This window comes from Limnohabitans sp. 103DPR2 (assembly GCF_001412575.1).
GTDB lineage: Bacteria > Pseudomonadota > Gammaproteobacteria > Burkholderiales > Burkholderiaceae_C > Limnohabitans_A.
Map to the genome: position 1 here is coordinate 2300365 of NZ_CP011834.1, position 18174 is coordinate 2318538.

General features: G+C 54.0%; 16 protein-coding genes, 1 tRNA gene and 1 riboswitch. Of the genes, 7 read left to right on the plus strand and 10 right to left on the minus strand.

From position 1 onward, the window contains the following. Positions 1–5: 5 nt before the first annotated feature. The 8 genes from L103DPR2_RS11005 to cysS all read right to left on the minus strand — a co-directional run bounded on the left by L103DPR2_RS11005 (position 6) and on the right by cysS (position 8945). Positions 6–2060 carry a prolyl oligopeptidase family serine peptidase gene (locus L103DPR2_RS11005; protein ID WP_231717632.1) on the minus strand — a complete coding sequence of 685 codons (2055 nt, stop codon included), beginning with the start codon at positions 2058–2060 and terminating at the stop codon, positions 6–8. 74 nt (positions 2061–2134) lie between these two features. Further along, positions 2135–3397 (minus strand): D-alanyl-D-alanine carboxypeptidase family protein, encoded by a 1263-nt coding sequence (locus tag L103DPR2_RS11010; RefSeq protein ID WP_055361127.1) that lies wholly within the window; start codon positions 3395–3397, stop codon positions 2135–2137. A gap of 123 nt (positions 3398–3520) precedes the next feature. Next, positions 3521–3613, minus strand: a tRNA-Ser gene (locus L103DPR2_RS11015). A gap of 17 nt (positions 3614–3630) precedes the next feature. Further along, positions 3631–4893, minus strand: a complete 1263-nt coding sequence (locus tag L103DPR2_RS11020) for an aspartate kinase (RefSeq protein WP_055361128.1) — start codon at positions 4891–4893, stop codon at positions 3631–3633. An 83-nt stretch (positions 4894–4976) separates the two neighbouring features. Continuing rightward, positions 4977–5972, minus strand: a complete 996-nt coding sequence (gene tilS, locus L103DPR2_RS11025) for a tRNA lysidine(34) synthetase TilS (protein ID WP_082466800.1) — start codon at positions 5970–5972, stop codon at positions 4977–4979. Continuing rightward, positions 5938–6912 carry an acetyl-CoA carboxylase carboxyltransferase subunit alpha gene (locus tag L103DPR2_RS11030; RefSeq protein ID WP_055361129.1) on the minus strand — a complete coding sequence of 325 codons (975 nt, stop codon included), beginning with the start codon at positions 6910–6912 and terminating at the stop codon, positions 5938–5940. The genes tilS and L103DPR2_RS11030 overlap by 35 nt, the downstream gene beginning before the upstream one ends. A 21-nt stretch (positions 6913–6933) precedes the next feature. Then, positions 6934–7587 (minus strand): DNA-3-methyladenine glycosylase family protein, encoded by a 654-nt coding sequence (locus tag L103DPR2_RS11035; protein ID WP_055361130.1) that lies wholly within the window; start codon positions 7585–7587, stop codon positions 6934–6936. After that, positions 7569–8945: a cysteine--tRNA ligase gene (gene cysS / locus L103DPR2_RS11040; RefSeq protein ID WP_055361131.1), complete on the minus strand. Its 1377-nt coding sequence runs from the start codon at positions 8943–8945 to the stop codon at positions 7569–7571. Before cysS ends, L103DPR2_RS11035 begins: the two co-directional genes overlap by 19 nt. Positions 8946–9186: 241 nt before the next feature. Here cysS and L103DPR2_RS11045 point away from each other — a divergent pair, with 241 nt between their 5' ends. Genes L103DPR2_RS11045 through L103DPR2_RS11060 form a run of 4 tightly spaced genes read left to right on the plus strand, consistent with a single transcriptional unit; the run spans position 9187 to position 11690 of the window. Continuing rightward, positions 9187–9663 carry a tetratricopeptide repeat protein gene (locus L103DPR2_RS11045; RefSeq protein WP_197274871.1) on the plus strand — a complete coding sequence of 159 codons (477 nt, stop codon included), beginning with the start codon at positions 9187–9189 and terminating at the stop codon, positions 9661–9663. A gap of 4 nt (positions 9664–9667) precedes the next feature. After that, a complete protein-coding gene (locus L103DPR2_RS11050; protein WP_055361133.1) occupies positions 9668–10360 on the plus strand; it encodes a peptidylprolyl isomerase in 693 nt (230 codons plus the stop codon). A gap of 4 nt (positions 10361–10364) precedes the next feature. Then, positions 10365–10871: a peptidylprolyl isomerase gene (locus L103DPR2_RS11055; RefSeq protein ID WP_055361134.1), complete on the plus strand. Its 507-nt coding sequence runs from the start codon at positions 10365–10367 to the stop codon at positions 10869–10871. An 18-nt stretch (positions 10872–10889) separates the two neighbouring features. Then, the gene (locus tag L103DPR2_RS11060; protein WP_055361135.1) at positions 10890–11690 is read left to right on the plus strand and encodes a UDP-2,3-diacylglucosamine diphosphatase; all 801 of its coding nucleotides are present in this window, start codon (positions 10890–10892) and stop codon (positions 11688–11690) included. A 55-nt stretch (positions 11691–11745) separates the two neighbouring features. On the opposite strand, the gene L103DPR2_RS11065 is transcribed toward L103DPR2_RS11060, so the two are convergent. Further along, complete coding sequence (locus L103DPR2_RS11065; RefSeq protein ID WP_231717633.1) at positions 11746–14559, minus strand: DUF349 domain-containing protein; 2814 nt, start codon at positions 14557–14559, stop codon at positions 11746–11748. Between the two features lie 216 nt (positions 14560–14775). Here L103DPR2_RS11065 and L103DPR2_RS11070 point away from each other — a divergent pair, with 216 nt between their 5' ends. The 3 genes from L103DPR2_RS11070 (at position 14776) to nrdR (ending at position 17411) form a co-directional block, all read left to right on the plus strand. Then, entirely contained in the window at positions 14776–15468 is a 693-nt protein-coding gene (locus L103DPR2_RS11070; protein ID WP_156339897.1) for a lytic transglycosylase domain-containing protein, read from the plus strand. Positions 15469–15500: 32 nt separating this feature from the next. Continuing rightward, positions 15501–15664, plus strand: a riboswitch (ZMP/ZTP riboswitch). 56 nt (positions 15665–15720) lie between these two features. Further along, complete coding sequence (gene glyA / locus L103DPR2_RS11075) at positions 15721–16965, plus strand: serine hydroxymethyltransferase (protein WP_055361137.1); 1245 nt, start codon at positions 15721–15723, stop codon at positions 16963–16965. Then, a complete protein-coding gene (gene nrdR / locus L103DPR2_RS11080; protein WP_055361138.1) occupies positions 16962–17411 on the plus strand; it encodes a transcriptional regulator NrdR in 450 nt (149 codons plus the stop codon). Before glyA ends, nrdR begins: the two co-directional genes overlap by 4 nt. A gap of 79 nt (positions 17412–17490) precedes the next feature. Here the strand turns inward: nrdR and L103DPR2_RS11085 are convergent, their stop codons facing one another. After that, positions 17491–18102, minus strand: a complete 612-nt coding sequence (locus tag L103DPR2_RS11085) for a GspH/FimT family pseudopilin (protein ID WP_156339898.1) — start codon at positions 18100–18102, stop codon at positions 17491–17493. Positions 18103–18174: the final 72 nt, after the last annotated feature.

The window sequence follows — 18174 nt, forward strand, 5'->3', positions numbered from 1 at the left end:
CAACATTATTTTCCGCCTAAGGCTTGCCACAAAAAGGTATTTTCTAGCGCCACCAAATTAGCCCGCTGCGCGTTATCAGCAGCCCCGCCATGACCACCCTCGATGTTCTCGAAATACAGCACTTCATGACCTTGCTCGATCATGCGAGCAGCCATCTTGCGCGCGTGCCCTGGGTGCACCCGATCATCTCGCGTGGAAGTTGCAAAGAGCACCTTGGGATACTTCACACCCTGCTTCACATTCTGATAAGGACTGTATTTGCTGATGTAGGCCCATTCCTCAGGCTTGTCCGGGTCTCCATACTCCGCCATCCAACTGTTACCTGCCAGCAGTTTGTGATAACGCTGCATGTCTAACAAAGGCACGCTGCACACCACAGCGCCAAACAACTCGGGCCGCTGCACCATCACCGCACCTACCAAAAGGCCGCCATTACTGCCACCCATGATGCCTAAATGCTTCGGCTGGGTAATGCTCGCCTTGATCAAATCCTCTGCCACTGCAGCAAAGTCATCGTAACTTTTTTGCTTGTTCTGCTTGATGGCACTTTGATGCCATGCAGGGCCAAACTCGCCACCACCACGGATGTTGGCCACCACGAAAACGCCACCGCGCTGATACCACGTGGTGCCCCAGCCGCCACTGTAAAACGGCGCCATGGAAATTTGATAACCGCCATAGCCGTACAACACGGTGGGGTTGGCGCCATCTGTTTTGTAGTTCTTGGGGTAGACCACAAAGTACGGCACTTGGATACCGTCCTTTGAAGTTGCAAAGCGCTGCTCGGTGCGCATGCCTTGTGAATCAAAAAACACTGGATTGCTTTTCAACAACTCTCGCTCATCACTGCCAGCATTACCCAGATACAAACTGGCTGGGGTTAAGAAGTCGAGGTACGACATCAGGTAATGATTGGCCAGGGGATCATCTTTCACAAAGGGATCGTGCATGCCCCTGGCACTGAGCGTGCCTGTTAAGGGCACTTTCACATCGCGCCGCTGCCATCGACCCTCTTTGAATTGAAGCTCTTCAATTCGTCCGGCCACATTGTCCAAAATATTCAGCAACACGTGATCGCGTGTGGTGCTGAAACCTTCACGTGACAAAGAACGTGTGCCTGTGGGTTCAAAAAGCAGATGGTAGCTGCGCTTGCCATCCATCAATTCATCAAATTTAATGGCCAACAAACTGCCATTTTTGTAAGTGCGATTGTCAACTTGCATGTCACGTTTGAGAAGCAGGAAAGCCCACTCACGGTGCCAAGACAATGACGCATCGCTTGGTTTGTCAATTTTGACCAAGCGGCCATTGACCCACAAACTGATTTCGGTATTGTAAAAATCTGTGGACCGACCCACGATGGTTCGCTCGAAGCCAGGTGTCATGTCTACGCTAGCAAAAGCAGACACATCACTTTCTTGCCCTTCAAAGATAATGACAGAGGAGGACAGAGGCGTACCCCGCTTCCATTGCTTGATGACCCGCGCATAACCACTCTTTGTCATGCTGCCAGGGCCGAAATCTGTACCCACCAACAACGTGTCAATGTCCACCCAATCCAATTGCGACTTTGCCTCAGGTAAAACAAAGCCATCCTTGACAAATTCACGCCTTGAAACATCAAACTCGCGCGTCACTTTGGCATCCGCACCACCGCGCGACAAAGAAATCAGACACCGGTTGTAATCTGGCGCCAAGCAATCTGCGCCCGCCCAAACCCAGTTTTCGTTTTCTGTTTTACCAAGTGCATCGAGATCCAGTAGTACATCCCACAGCGGCTGAGGCTTTCGGTATTCTTCCAAGCTGGTGCGGCGCCACAGCCCTCTTGGATTCTTGTCGTCTCGCCAGAAGTTGTAGAGGTGATTTCCCCTGCGGGTGACACCCGGAATTTGATCGCGGTTATTGAGAATCGCTAAAACTTTGGCCTTATTGTCTGCAAACAAGGGCTGCGCTTGAAGCAGCGATGTAGAAACCGCATTGCGTTCGCGGACCCAAGCCAAAGCTTTGTCGCCCTGCACTTCTTCTAGCCAAAGATAAGGATCATTTAAAGCTGAATTCACAGGCTGGGCCTTTGCAAAAAATGCGCACAACAACGTGACTGCGCCCATAGCACAGCGACGACCGAACGACATACTCACTTCCCAAACAACTTGGTCACATGCTGCCACCCACGCAGCAACAATCCAGACCTCTCCACATCGGCTTGCGCCACCAACAACGCTTCACTCACCGTCTTTCCATTTGAAGTCGCAATCACCTTGCCCACCACAGCACCTTTGGTCAAAGGCGCCTCAAGCCCTGCCTTGACTTCAACAGCAGTCTGAATTTGTTGACCACGTGGCACCGTCACCAACCACGGTGCGCCAAGAACTGCGGGCACTGTATCGGCTTTGCCAAAACTGACCTTGACTGAACTCACCACCGCATTGGGTTGAATGGGCGTGATTTTCTCAAAACTGCTGAAACCCCAACCCAACAAAGTTCGGGTCTCATCAGCACGCGACTTTGCACTGCCCGCATTCAACACCACAGTGATCAAACGCATGCCATTGCGTACCGAAGAAGTCACCAAGCAATAGCCAGCCTCTTGTGTGTGGCCCGTCTTCAAACCATCCACAGTGGGATCGGTGTAAAGCAGTGCATTGCGATTGCCTTGCTTAATGCCGTTGTACTTGAATTCACGCTCAGCATAAATAGCGTAATAGTCTGCACTGTTGCGAATGATGGCGCGCGCCAAAATGGCCAAATCGCGCGCAGAAGATTTGTGCGCAGGATCAGGCAAACCTGTGGGGTTCACAAAGTTTGTCTTGGTCATTCCCAGCTTCTGAGCTTCAGCATTCATCAACTTGGCGAAGCCTTCTTCAGAGCCTGCCATATGTTCTGCAATTGCCTTGGATGCGTCATTGCCCGATTGAACAATGATGCCGCGCAAGATATCGATCACCGTTGCCTGGCTGTTCAACGGCAAATACATGCACGACTCGGTGTTGGTGCCGCGGCACCAAGCGTTCTGACTGACCGAGACCAAATCAGTTGGCTTTAATTTGCCGGATCGCAATGCTTGCTCGACGATGTAACTGGTCATCATCTTGGTGAGCGATGCGGGTGGAAGGGGCTCGTCTACATTGGCCGAAGCCAACAACTCGCCGGAATCAAAATCCATCAAGAGCCAAGCTTTGGCGGCAATAGCAGGCGCATTGGGCGCCAATGAATCCTGAGCTGCCAAAGGGGGTACGGCGCTAGCAGACGCCTCTGATTTTTTGGAAGCTTCGGCTTTTTTGGTGGCCGCATGTTTTGCAGCATGCTGTTTGGCTGCGAAAGAGATGGGCGTGACGAACAAAGATGCCAATGTGATGGCACAAGCGATGGAAATTTTGGAAGATGTGTAGGTTTTCATGGCACTTTTAAAAACAGTGCACCAATTGTCGCCGAAGTGGTTTCAAAAACACTGCGACACCCCCAACAAAAAAGCCCCTTGCGGGGCTTGTTGCAAAACCTCTTTGGAGGCTTTAGGTTGTGCTGGCGGAAACGGAGGGATTCGAACCCTCGATGAGGCTCTACACCCCATACTCCCTTAGCAGGGGAGCACCTTCGGCCACTCGGTCACGTTTCCAGCACTCGAAAATTATATCAGGCTTGGTCGAGGTCAAAAGCCTTGTGCAATGCGCGAACGGCCAATTCCATGTATTTCTCGTCGATCACCACAGAAGTTTTAATTTCTGATGTGGAAATCATCTGAATGTTGATGCCCTCTTCGCTCAAAGAACGGAACATCTTGCTGGCAATGCCCACGTGGCTGCGCATGCCAATGCCCACGATGGACACTTTGCAAATCTTGGCATCGCCGCTAACTTCGGTGGCGCCCAAAGCAGGCACCACTTTTTCTTTCAGCAAGTCCATGGTGCGAGCAAAGTCATTGCGGTGCACGGTGAAGCTGAAATCGGTTTTGCCGTCTTTGCTCAGGTTTTGGATGATCACGTCAACTTCAATGTTGGCATCGGCCACTGCACCCAAAATTTGATATGCAATGCCTGGCTTGTCAGGCACGCCCAACACAGAAATTTTGGCTTCATCGCGGTTAAAGGCAATGCCGGAGACTACGGCTTGTTCCATTTTTTCGTCTTCCTCAAAAGTGATCAGCGTGCCAGATTTGGCTTCTTCATTGATGTCGATGTCCCAAGGTGTGAAGCTAGACAACACACGCATAGGCACTTTGTATTTACCGGCAAATTCAACTGAGCGAATTTGCAAAACCTTGGAGCCAAGCGACGCCATTTCCAGCATCTCTTCAAAGCTCACTGTGGTGAGGCGACGGGCCTCAGGCACTACACGGGGATCGGTGGTGTACACACCATCCACGTCGGTGTAGATCAAGCACTCGTCGGCTTTCATGGCTGCAGCCACTGCCACCGCAGAAGTGTCAGAACCGCCGCGACCCAGGGTGGTGATGTTGCCATCAGGGTCCACGCCTTGGAAGCCGGTCACGATGACCACTCGGCCAGCGGCCAAATCTTTGCGCACGCGAACGTCGTCAATGGATTCGATACGGGCTTTGGTATATGCGCTGTTGGTTTTGATAGGCACTTGCCAGCCGGCATAGCTGACCGATTCCATGCCTTCCGATTGCAAAGCAATGGCCAACAAAGCAGATGAAGCTTGCTCGCCCGTGGCCGCCAACATGTCGAGTTCGCGGTCGTAAGACGTGTTTGTTTTGGCAGGCGCCAATTCTTTGGCCAAGCCCAACAAGCGATTGGTTTCGCCGCTCATGGCGCTGGGCACCACCACCATTTGGTGGCCAGCCCTTGCCCATTTGGCGACGCGTTTGGCCACATTTCGAATGCGCTCTGTAGAGCCCATGGAAGTGCCGCCGTATTTGTGAACGATCAGTGCCATTTTTAAAAGTTATAAAAGGGAAATTTCAGCAAAACCCGACGATTGTACCCGGGAGAACCCTGATTTTGAGGGTTTCAAAAAGGCTACCCCTCAGCCGACCACACCAAAACACCCTGATCACGCCGTACAAAGCCCCGCCCCACCTTCAAATGCAATTGGTGCCCGCGCGTGGTGCAAGCCGAAATTTGAGACAGCAACTCGGACAACTGCACAGTACTGGGCGTGGTTTGATGCGCCGCTTTCAGCCAATGCCGCAGCACCAAGGACTGCCTGGCCGAACTGAGGGACTGCAAAGCCTTGATTCCGGGAAAACCGCCCACCAACACCCTTTGCAAGTCAGCCTCAGCCACCTCATCCAAAATTTCTTGCGCCTCGGCAGCATGGGCAGCACTTCGCGCGAAGGTGTCACGAAATTGAGGGAAAGCACGGTCCAGTGCCGGCAGAAGTTGCGCACGAATGCGGTTGCGGGTGAACTGTTGGTCTTGGTTGGTGGGGTCTTCGACCCATGCCACTTGCGCATCAACAAGGTACGCACGCAACTTCGCACCTGGCACCTTCAACAAAGGGCGATGCCACTTCAAACCGCCACGCGCCCACTGCGCAGGCATGCTGGCCAAACCGGGCAAGCCTGCGCCACGCGACAGCGCCAGCAACAAGGTCTCCACCTGGTCATCGGCATGCTGCGCCAGCGCCACGTCTTTCACGCCCTTCAAATCTGGATGCGAATGCACTGCCTCGCTAAGGGCCGCATAACGCGCTTTGCGCGCCGCATCCTCCGGGCTCTGCCCTGGCACATGTTGGGCGTTGACCTTGCATTGAACCAAGGGCACTTGCCATTGGTCGCACAATTGTTGGCAATGCTTTGCAAATTGGTCAGCAGCCTCTTGCAGGCCATGGTGAATGTGAACAGCCCTCACCTGCCCTGGCCATTTTTGGACACAAGCCAAAAGCAAGGCGGTTGAATCGGCACCGCCGCTGAACGCAACGGCGATTGGCAAGGAAGGCTGAAAACTGAGCGGCAACAAACCTGCGCCGCCTGCAGAATTATTTGCTGACTTTGGTGTCGGTGAAACGGCCATAGCTTTGCAAACGCTCGTAGCGGCGCTCGACCAATTCTTTGGGTTTCAAATCGGTCACTTGGCGCCATGCATCGCCCAAGGCACGCTTGAGGAAAGCAGCCATTTGGGCATGATCGCGGTGGGCACCGCCCACGGGTTCGTTCACAATTTTGTCGACCAAATTGAGCGCCTTCAAACGATGGGCGGTGATGCCCAAAGCTTCTGCAGCTTCCTCAGCTTTTTCAGATGTTTTCCACAAAATGGAAGCACAGCCTTCAGGGCTGATCACGGAGTAAACCGCGTACTGCAACATGAGCACCGTATCGGCCACGGAAATGGCCAAAGCACCGCCAGAGCCGCCTTCACCAATGATGGTGGTGATGATGGGCACCTCGAGTTGGGCCATTTCAAAAATGTTGCGGCCAATGGCTTCAGACTGGCTGCGCTCTTCGGCATCAATGCCGGGATAGGCACCTGGTGTGTCCACAAAAGTAAACACTGGCAATTTGAATTTCTCGGCCGTCTTCATGAGGCGCAAAGCTTTGCGGTAACCCTCAGGCTTGCTCATGCCAAAGTTGCGCAGGGTGCGTTCTTTGGTGTCGCGGCCTTTTTGATGGCCGATGACCATGCAAGGCGAACCATTGAAGCGGGCCAAGCCGCCCACAATCGACAAGTCGTCGGCAAAGTGACGGTCGCCATGCATTTCCACGAAGTCTGTGAAAATTTCACGGATGTAATCCATGGTGTAAGGACGCTCCGGATGACGGGCAATTTTGGTAATTTGCCAAGGCGTCAGGTCCGAATAGATGTCTTTGGTCAGCTGGTGGCTCTTTTTGCTGAGCTGGTCAATTTCTTCCGAAATATCGACGGCTGATTCGCTTTGCACGTAGCGCAGTTCTTCAATTTTTCCTTCAAGTTCAGCCACGGGCTGCTCAAAGTCTAGGAATGTGCGTTTGGCCAAAATGGGCCTCCTTTATCGATCTCAATACTCAACCGGTAAGGGGTCAAGCGACCGCCAAATATACCAAGTTGCAACGGTACTGTAGGGTTGCCAGGCTTGGGCCACTTCACGCGCATCGCTGCGGCTGACCGGTTCGCCTGAAAAATAGTTCTTGCTGATGCCATTGATCAAGCCCACATCGTCTAGCGGCAAAACGTTGGGCCGCATGAGGTGGAAGATCAAAAACATCTCGGCCGTCCAGCGGCCAATGCCGCGAATGGCCACCAATTCGGCAATGATGGCCTCATCGTCCATGCTTTGCCATTCTTTGACGTGCACGGTTTTGCCGTGAAAGTGCAAGGCCAAGTCGACCAGGTACTCTACTTTGCGAGCCGACAAACCTGCCGCGCGCATGTCGTCCACTTTAAGCTTCAGCACACCCGCTGGTGTGATTTTTTTACTCAAAGCGGCGAATTTATTCCAAACCGATTGCGCAGCCTTGACAGATATTTGCTGTCCCACAATGCTACGTGCCAGCGTGACAAACGCATCGCCGCGTGAGACCAAACACGCATCGCCAAACTGAGGAATCAGACGCTTCATCACCCTGTCTTTTTTAGACAGATGTGCGCAAGCAGCAGCCCAATAGGCTGGCGTCATCACCTCGTCGGCTTTGGTCATTGAGACGCTTCCCATGTGGTTCCTGTGGCAGAGTCTTTGAGCACAATGCCCTGCTCTAGCAACAGTTTGCGAATGCGATCGGCTTCGGCAAAGTTCTTGGCCGCCTTGGCATCGGCCCTGGCTTGAATGTGTACCTGAATGGCGGCCTCGTCCAGCCCTGCGCCAGATTGCAAATAGGCCACCGGATCGGATTGCAGCAAGCCCAAGATACCGCCCAAGGCTTTCAACAAACCAGCCTGTTCGGCAGATTTGTTGCGATTGACTTCACCCGCCAAATCGAACAACACAGCCACAGCTTCTGGCGTGCCAAAGTCTTCGTCCATGGCGGCTTTAAAGCGTGCGGCATAAGGATTGGTCCAATCGATTTGAACCTCGGCAGGAATGGCCGCTTGCAAAGCGGTGTACAGGCGCTTCAATCCACCACGCGCATCGTTCAAATGCACGTCGGAATAATTCAAGGGTGTGCGGTAGTGACTGCGAACCAAGAAGAAACGCACTGTCTCAGCATCGAAGGCCTTGAGCACATCGCGAATGGTGAAAAAATTGCCCAAGCTCTTGGACATCTTCTCGTTGTCCACATTGATGAAGCCGTTGTGCATCCAAAACTTCGCAAATGGCTCGCCTGTGGCGCCTTCGCTTTGGGCAATTTCGTTTTCGTGGTGCGGAAACTGAAGGTCAGCGCCGCCGCCATGGATGTCAAAGCTGTTGCCCAACATTTGGCAGGCCATGGCCGAGCACTCAATGTGCCAACCGGGTCGGCCCGAGCCAAACGCACTGTCCCATTTCACTTCAGAAGGCTCTGTGGCTTTGGCACCCTTCCACAACACAAAGTCCAAGGGGTCGTCTTTGCCATCCAACACTGCAACACGTTCGCCGGCATGCAATTCGTCCAAGGACTTGCCAGACAACTTGCCGTAGCCTGGAAACTTGCGAACGGCATAGTTCACGTCACCTTGGGGCGTGCGGTAGGCCAAGCCTTTTTCTTCCAAGGTCCCAATCATGCTGAGCATTTGGGGCACAAACTCTGTGGCACGGGGTTCGGCAGTGGGACGCGCAATGCCCAAAGCATCAAAGTCGGCATGCATGGCATCGATCATGCGGTCTGTGAGGGCGCGAATGGTTTCGCCGTTTTCAACCGCACGCTTGATGATCTTGTCGTCAATGTCGGTGATGTTGCGGATGTGCGTGACTTTGTAGCCACTGGCTTTGAGCCAGCGCTGAACCACATCAAAGGCCACATTGGAGCGCGCATGACCGACGTGGCACATGTCGTAAACGGTGATACCGCAAACGTACATGCGAACGTGGCCAGGCTCAAGAGGCGAAAAATCGGCGACGGCGCGGGAGAGCGTGTTGTAAATGCGCAAGCTCATGAATCACTGTTTTTGTTGTTCGGGTGCAAAAAGGGGCCGCAGCCCCATAGACATTGCAAGGTCAGCCTGAACGCAAGGCCTCCGTTACAATTTGCCCCAGTATAAGGCCCAAATAAGTCACTGACAAAGCTGGATGACCCACAGTCGGTGGCGCCTTTTTACCCCCCAAAAGCTGCCCCATATGCCGATTCAAAGGGTTCTTGCCCGCGTTTTACCCCTCGTGCTCTGCTTTTTTTGCAGTTTGTCGTGGGCTGACGCCACAGCCGAGTTGGAAGAACTGATCCAAAACAAACAGTGGGCCCAAGCCCAGCAGCGCCTGCAGTCCGCTGCGCAGCAAAACCCCAAAACAGCCGCATCTCCCCAATGGCGCATTCTGAACAGCCAAGTCCTGGCTGGGCAAGGCAAGCGCCAAGAAGCGATCGATGTGCTTCAAGCCCTGATTCAAGAGTTCCCCGAGCTGCCCGAGCCTTACAACAACTTAGGCGTTTTGCTGGCAGCCCAAGGCCAATTGGAGGAAGCCGTCGCGGCCTTGCAGACGGCTGTTCAAGCCCGTCCCAATTACAAAGTAGCGCTTCAGAACCTAGGCGACTTGTACACCGCCCTGGCCCAGCAAGCCTACGGTCAAGCCAAAAATGCCAGCAATGGCAATGGGCTGCTCCCTTTGCCCAAGCCCGCGGCACACACCACCACCTCAACCAACACACGCACTTTGCGGTAACACCATGAACTTCAGTCATTTGCGTCGTCAAAGTTTGCAACTGGCCAGCACCCTGGCCATGATATTGGCGCTGGTCACACCGCTCCTCGGCCATGCCCAAGAAGCCCCTAAGCTCAAAATTGCCACCAACTTGGGCGACATCATGGTGGAGGTTTACCCCGACAAAGCGCCCAAAACAGTGGCCAACTTTCTGCAGTACGTGAAAGACAAGCACTACGATGGCACTATTTTTCACCGCGTCATTCCCAATTTCATGATCCAAGGGGGTGGCTATGACGCGCAATACAAAGAGCGCAACACCCGAGCGCCCGTGCAACACGAAGGCCGTCAAGCATTTGTGGCCGGTTTGAAAAATCAAACCGGTTACTTGGCCATGGCACGTACCAACGACCCTCACTCGGCCACAGCCCAGTTTTTCATCAACACGGTCGACAATGCATTCTTAGACCCAACGCCCATTCCGGACGGCGACCCTGTGAAGCGTTTTGAATACCGCGGTCAGGTCTATGAAAACGTGCCTCGCGAGAACTTGCTCAATGCCCTACAACTTTTCGGTTATACGGTTTTTGGCAAAGTCACCTCTGGCATGGATGTTGTGAATAAAATCAGAACAACCCCGACGGGCATGGGCGGACCTTTCAGAACAGACGTTCCCAAATCCCCTGTCACTATTCTTTCAATCACTTTGGTGCAATAACAACATGAGCAATCCTCAAGTCGAACTCCACATCGCCGGCAAAGGCGTCATCCTCATTGAACTCGATGCCGAAAAAGCACCCTTGAGCACTGAGAATTTTTTGCACTACGTGAACAAAGGTCATTACGACAACACCATTTTTCACCGCGTCATTCCAGGCTTCATGATTCAAGGCGGTGGCTTTGAACCCAACATGGAACAAAAGCATTCTGATGCTGCTATTCAAAATGAAGCCAACAATGGTTTGAAAAACAAGAAGTACACCTTGGCCATGGCGCGCACACAAGCGCCTCATTCAGCCACTGCCCAGTTTTTCATCAACACGGCTGACAATGAATTTTTGAACCACACAGCACCTTCCTTGCAAGGCTGGGGTTACGCCGTGTTTGGCCACGTGGTGTCGGGCACCGAGATTGTGGATGCCATCGAAGGCGTCAAAACAGGTCGCAATGGTTTCCACGACGACGTGCCCAAAGAAGCTGTGATCATTGAAAAGGCTGTGGCGCTTTAATTCAGCCCTGCACTTTCCATGACAGCAACCGTGTTGCCGTTTCAGGTGATTGAAGCACCTGAACATTGGCGCACGGTTGACTTTATTTCAGATCTGCATTTGCAGGAAAAAGACCTCGCCACCTTCAAGCTTTGGCAGCACTACATGCAAACCACCACAGCCGATGCGGTGTGGATTCTTGGGGATTTGTTTGAAGTGTGGGTGGGCGACGATGCCGCACAACATCACCCCTTTTTGCAGCAATGCGCCGCTGAGTTAAGCCACTGCGCCGCAAAGCGCCATGTGGCCTTCATGCGTGGCAACCGCGATTTTCTGGTGGGTTCTGAATTTCTAAAGTCTTGCGGTGTTCGCGATTTAACTGACCCCACTGTGTTGAATTTTGCAGGTCAGCGCTGGCTGCTGTCCCACGGTGATGAAGGTTGCTTGGGCGATGTGGATTACCAAGCCTTCCGAAGCACCGTGCGGCAACCGGCTTGGCAACAAAGTTTCTTGGCCAAACCCCTTACAGAGCGTGAAGACATCGCCCGTCAATTGCGCATGCAAAGCCAGCAGCACAAAAACGACCCTGCCACAGTCTATGCAGACGTCGACAACGCATGGGCAGAAAAGGCATTGAAGCAATCTCACTGCACTTGCCTTCTGCATGGCCACACACATCGGCCGGGTGACCATCTGCTGGAAGACTCAGCACAATTGCAACGTCGGGTATTGAGTGATTGGGACGCTCAAAGCACAAAACCTCGCGCGGAGGTTTTGCGTTGGCATGCCAGTGGTCTGGTTGAGCGCGTGAACCTGTTGGATCAGCGAACAAGTCGATAACTTGGATCCACAACTCGATGGGTTCTATCACGAACCCTAAGGCTTAGACCCAGCTTCAACGTCGCAGCAAATTTTTCAATGCGTTTTGCAAACGACGCGCCACTTTGGGATCGTGGGCCGACGACAAAACAGACGTCACGTCCAGTGCCCATGTGTCTTGAGGACCCGGTTGGTTTTTACGGGTTAACAATTGCAATTGCAAAGCCCGACGCTCGTTCAAATTCTCAGCTGGTGTTGGCACTTCAGCCGCCATTTCCAAACGCAAGATGGCTTCGCCTGCATCGGCTTTGGGCGATTGGCTGACCGCTTGCGACCATGCCGCACGCGCAGCTGCGTTGACATTGCGACCCAACTCTTGCGGTGTGGGCACTAGATCAGCTTGACGTTTTTCCCATGCCGCCAGCAAGTTCGTCAAAGATTCGCCATGGGCTTGTGCCGCCAATTTGCGCAGTGCCATTTCGGCATGCTCTTTGGCATCGCGTTGCGCTCTAAAGGCCGCATCGCTCAAACGTGGGCCACGGTCTTGGCGCTCAAAACGGTCGCCTTTGTCGGCGCGGTCAAAGCGGCCACCTGCTTTGTCACCAAAGCCAGGTTTGTCACCACGCGGACCGCCTTTGCCGTCGCGGCGATCGCCAGGACGACCTGCCGTTGCGGGCACTGCTTTCTTTTGACCGGGTCGGTCGTCACCTCGCATGGCCACCAAGGGACGTACGGGTTTGGGCGCTTCTGGCGCTTTGCTGACAACAGCCTCGACATCAGGTGCTGGCTGATCCGAAGATTCAGCTTCAGCTGAAGTTTCAGCAGGCGCATCACTTGTAGCCGATGTTGCCTCGGCAGCAACAGCTTGCGCTTGGCCTTTGATGGCCGCATCCAAAGCAGCCATGGCCACTTTGATTTTTTGGACATCGCCAGAGGCATTGGCCGCCTTCAACGCATTGGACGCATCCAGCACCAGACGATCGTGGGCGGAAAGAGGCGCTGAAGAAGTGTGTTCGCGTGAACTGGTTTTGCGGCTGAAGGCTTCGTCCAATGGCTTGCGGAAAGCTTCCCACATTTTTTGCTCAATGCGGCGGTCCATCGGCACGCTTTGCGCTTCAGTTTGCCAATTGTGTTGCAAAGCTTTGACAGCATCCACACGCAGCACAGGCGCAGCACCCAATTGCTCGGCCTCTGCAATAAGGGCTTGACGGCGGGCCGTACTGGCTTTTTGTGCAGCCTCCAAGGGCGCGGCAGCCGCATGCAATGCTTGCTTCCACAAAGGTTGTAATTCTGCGAAGGCCTTTTCACTCAAGTGGCCCGCATTGCGCCAGCGATCGCCGAACTGATGCAAAGCACGCAGGTGTGCGCGCCAGTCGTTGTTTTGCGCATTGGCTTCGCCCCAAGCTTTGACCTCTTCAATCAGGGCCAAACGCTGAGCACGGTGCTCACTGGCTTCGTGCTTGATTTTGTCTAACCAAGTTTGAACCACTTTGTAGGCGTTGTTGCACGCCGTATCAAAACGTTTCCAAAGCGAATGGTTGGGCAGGCCACCTTGGTCGGCTTGCTTCCACTCCTCGCGCAATTGACGCAAGGCTTCTTGCATCTTGCGACCACCCAAGACGGGCTCGAGGTGGAAAACTTCTTGGGGCGCTTTTTCTTCGGCTTGACCTGCAGCCTCAACGTCGGCCGCTTCTTGTGCCTCGGCAGTTTCTGCTGAGGTCTCTTCTGTTTTAACAGGGACTTTTTTGAACAGGGCTTCCGCTTTCAAGACCAAGGCCAAGCGCTTTTGATCGGCCACATGTCGCTGCCAGCCGTCTGCATCGCCGGCCGCAAGCAGCGCCTCATGCACTTTGGCATCCATGTTGGTGTCCATGTTTCGCCCATGGTCCTTGAGCGTTTGACGCAAGGCCAAGAGATTGGCCTCATTGGACTCTGCAGCCAACAATGTCAATGCACCTGTGACGGCTTGATTGGCCGCTTCACGCAAGGCTTGGCGCTGCGCGGGGTCCATTTTGGTGATGCTGACTTTGGGCGTTTTGGCGGGTTTAGCGTCGGCACCCGATGGGCTGGTATGGGCTTCTTGCGAGCCAGCCGTTGCACCTTCTGCAGGTGCGACAGCCACAGGCTGACCACCGCGCGCAACGCGAATTTCTTCAGCCCAGACCGGCACCGATGGCAAAGCTTGTGCTTCATCATCACGTGCTGCTTTGGCTTGTGACAAGGCACCCTCAAAGGCTTCCCATACGCTGCTCAGTTGATGACGGGATGCGTCTAACTGGGGCGGGAATTTCAAATCAACACTTTGCCATGCGGCATCTTCAGTGAGCGCATGGGCTTGCTGCAACCACTGTGACACGTCCGCTTGCAAAACCTCGTTGGCCGCATCGGCTTCTTTCAAACTTTTGGTGGACAGCACTTCAATGCGCTGGGCCAGCAACACGGCTGTTTCACGTTGCACCATCACTTGGTGTTGCAAATCTTCAACCGCTTTGACTTTTTCTGCCAATTGCGTTTTCAAGCTGGCCAAGGGTTCGCGTGACAAGGGTGCGCCAGCTTTAGCGGCATCACGTTGCCAGGCCATGGCATCGGCAATGTTCAAACGACTGGCATGAAGCATGGCTGTAGCGCGCTCGGCCCATTCAGTGGCCAACACATCTTGACCTTGGGAGCGCTTGAGCTCGTCCATTTTTTCTTTCAAGACTTTGGCGGCGCCTTTGTCTCGCGTTGAAATTTCTTTGTAAACGTGCTGCAGATCTTCTTGCGAAGGCTCAGTCAACAACCAATCACGCAATTTGGCGGCACGCTCGCCAGAGGTTTGCGCGGCAAAAGCACCGCCAGTCAAGTTATCAAGCGCTTGAACATCGGGGGTCTTGGGGGATGAAGGAGTCACAGTCAGAACACAAAAAGATAAAGAAGCTATTTTCACCGAGGTTGGCTAGGTGCAATATGCCAAAAGCATCTATTTTCGATTTTTTTTATAATTCTCGGTTCCGCCACTCCAACACGTACTTTGACTTCCCTCACCTTTCAGGAATCTGCCAGTCTTTGGACAGGCCGCTTTTGGCGCGGACTGAAAACATTTGTGGGCGACATTGCACGGGGGTTTGTGAACATTTCCCATCACAGCTTTGCGCTGCTGGGACTGATGGCTGTTTTGATCAGCATGCTGGCCTTGGCGCGACCTGAAATCAGAATTCAAACGGTTCAAAGCATCCAGGGCTGGCTTTACACCCGACTGCACATCTCAGATGCTGAAGATGAGCGACAACAGGTTTTGCTGCGCAGCCTAGCGGCCCCGGCCACCGACCTGGATCCCGATCAATTGGCCTTGGTTCAAGCCATCCGAAGCAAATACCGCATTGCACCCGAACCGCTGAACGCTTTGATCCTGGAAGTTTTCGACTTGGCCAACCGCGGCAATCTCGACCCCACCCTCATATTGGCGGTGATTGGCGTCGAGTCCAATTACAACCCTTTTGCCAACAGCCCCACCGGCGCCAAAGGTTTGATGCAAGTGTCGCCCGACACGCACTCTGATCAGTTCGAGCCCTATGGCGGACCGATGGCCATTTTTGACCCCAAAACCAATTTGCGCATTGGCGTCAAAATTTTGAAGGAATGCATCAACCAGTCGGGCAGTTTGGTTGAAGGCCTGCGCCTTTACAAGGCTGGGGAAGAGTCAATTTCACTTGAAACAGACTACATTGCGCGGGTCCAGGCCGAGCAAAACCGCCTCAAAGACGCCCTTCCAAAGCCCCCAGCCCCCGTCAAATCGAGCGGGCCAAAAGCGGCCAAATAAGCCCCTCCCCAGGCCCTCTCCTAGGCTACACTCTAGGGGTACGCAACTGGCGATAGGAGCCTGGTGTTGGCATTCAATGCCCCCAGCCTCTGACGTGGATACGAAAGGGCTTTGCCCCTCTTAAAACCACTGGGGAGCGTGCACCTTGCGCAGGTGTTGTGGCACAAGGTTTCAGCCGTTCGCCTGGGCAGCCCATGCCATGTTGGAACTTTTCTTCCAGCGCAGCAAGGAACCATCATTTGAAGGCCTGCCATGTATTCAAGAAACATTCTGATTGAACAAACCGATCCCGAAATTTTTGCGGCCATTCAAGCCGAAAACGCTCGCCAAGAGCACCACATCGAGCTGATCGCCAGCGAGAACTATGCTTCGCCCGCCGTCATGGCCGCGCAAGGCTCTCAGCTCACCAACAAATACGCTGAAGGCTACCCAGGCAAGCGCTATTACGGCGGCTGCGAATATGTCGACATCGCCGAGCAATTGGCCATCGACCGCATCAAACAAATTTTTGGCGCAGAAGCTGCCAACGTGCAACCCCATTGCGGCGCCTCCGCCAACGAAGCGGTGTTCTTGGCTTTCTTGAAGCCTGGCGACACCATCATGGGCATGAGCTTGGCAGAAGGCGGTCACCTCACGCACGGCATGCCCCTCAACATGAGCGGCAAGTGGTTCAACGTGGTGAGCTACGGCCTCGATGCCAACGAAGCCATTGACTACGACGCCATGGAAAAGAAGGCGCACGAAACCAAACCCAAGCTGATCATTGCCGGCGCTTCGGCCTACAGCCTGCACATTGACTTTGCTCGCTTTGCCAAAGTGGCCAAAGATGTAGGTGCCATTTTCTTGGTCGACATGGCGCACTACGCAGGCCTCATTGCCGCCGGTGTGTACCCCAACCCTGTGCCCCACGCCGACGTGGTCACATCCACCACCCACAAGAGCTTGCGCGGCCCTCGCGGCGGCATCATCTTGATGAAGGCCGAGCACGAAAAAGCCATCAACAGCGCCATCTTCCCTGGCCTGCAAGGCGGCCCGCTCATGCACGTCATTGCAGCCAAGGCTGTGGCTTTCAAAGAAGCCATGGCACCTGAGTTCAAGGCGTATCAAGCACAAGTGGTGAAGAATGCCCAAATCGTGGCAGAAGTTCTCACCCAACGCGGCTTGCGCATTGTGAGCGGCGGCACACAAAGCCACGTGATGTTGGTCGACCTGCGCTCCAAAGGCATTACCGGCAAAGTGGCCGAGGCCGCCCTGGGCCAAGCGCACATGACCATCAACAAAAACTCGATTCCCAACGACCCCGAGAAACCCATGGTCACCAGCGGCGTGCGCATTGGCACACCCGCCATGACCACGCGTGGCTTCAAGGATGAAGAAGCGCGCATCACGGCTCACCTCATTGCCGATGTGCTCGACAATCCAAACGATCCCGCCAACATTGAAGCCGTTCGCGCCAAGGTCAACGCCTTGACCGCCCGTTTCCCTGTTTACAAATGAAGTGCCCCTTCTGCAGCCACAACGACACCCAAGTGGTGGAGACGCGGCTGGCTGAAGATGGCGACCTGATTCGCCGCCGCCGCCAATGCGCGGCGTGCGAAAAACGCTTCACCACCTACGAGCGCCCGGAAGTTACTTTTCCGGCCATCGTTAAAAAAGATGGTCGCCGAATTGAGTACGAACGCGTGAAGTTGCGCGCCAGCATGAACTTGGCCTTGCGCAAACGTCCCGTCAGTACCGAACAAGTCGACTCGGCCATTGAGCGCATTGAAGAAAAGCTACTGAACTTAGCGCAACGCGAAATTGCATCCAACAAAATTGGTGAGTTGGTGATGCGCGAGCTGAAGAAACTCGACAAAGTGGCCTACGTTCGATTTGCCAGCGTGTACCGCAGTTTCGAAGACATCGACGATTTCAAATTGTTGGTAGACGAAGTTAGCAAGTAATTTCACTTTAATTTTCTACACAGTCATCGCCAAGACTGGCAGGTTCGTAAGCTTCTTGCCGCGCCAGTGCAGGGGCTCATTAGCCCGGGCAATCCTCGATCAACAATTTCTCCAGGCGCGGACGACCCACCGCATTGACCACCACGCGCCAGCCAGTGCTGTTCTTTGTTTGCCGCTCACAGACCGTTAAGGTGCCCGCTTGAAATGCGCTATTCAAAGCCAAACTGCGGCCACTCGCACCAAACGAGATAAAACGATTGACCGTGGCATTGCCACTGGCTGAAACAGTGCGATGCAAAGTTTCGTGCTGCGCCAAGCGCAGCTCCCCTTCATCCCAAATGCCGTTGTTGTTGTCATCCTCAAACATCAACCAACCTTGGCGCCACACGTTGGCAAAAGGGCCATCGCTGCTCACATGACAGCGCAGCAAAGTGCTACCACTGCCAAGTGCCGAGTTGCTCGTTGTACTTTTGGCCGCTGCACACAGCGTGACGCGCTTTTCCAAACGCAAGGCTTGGGTTCTGCTTGTTAGAACGGCACTGTGCAAATCTTGTGCAGCGGTTTGAAGGTGGGCGCTGGTTTGCAAGCCCTGCAGGGCGGAAGCCGCCACACCACACAATAAAACCACAATGAAAAGTACAAACAGCGTGTCTAGCAAACTGTGGCCTCTTTGATTCGAAAATTGTGACATGGCAGGATGGTGCTTTGCACAGTTGGCTGCGCCATTGCATCGCCCCACATCACGCGTTGTCTGCAAGCACTT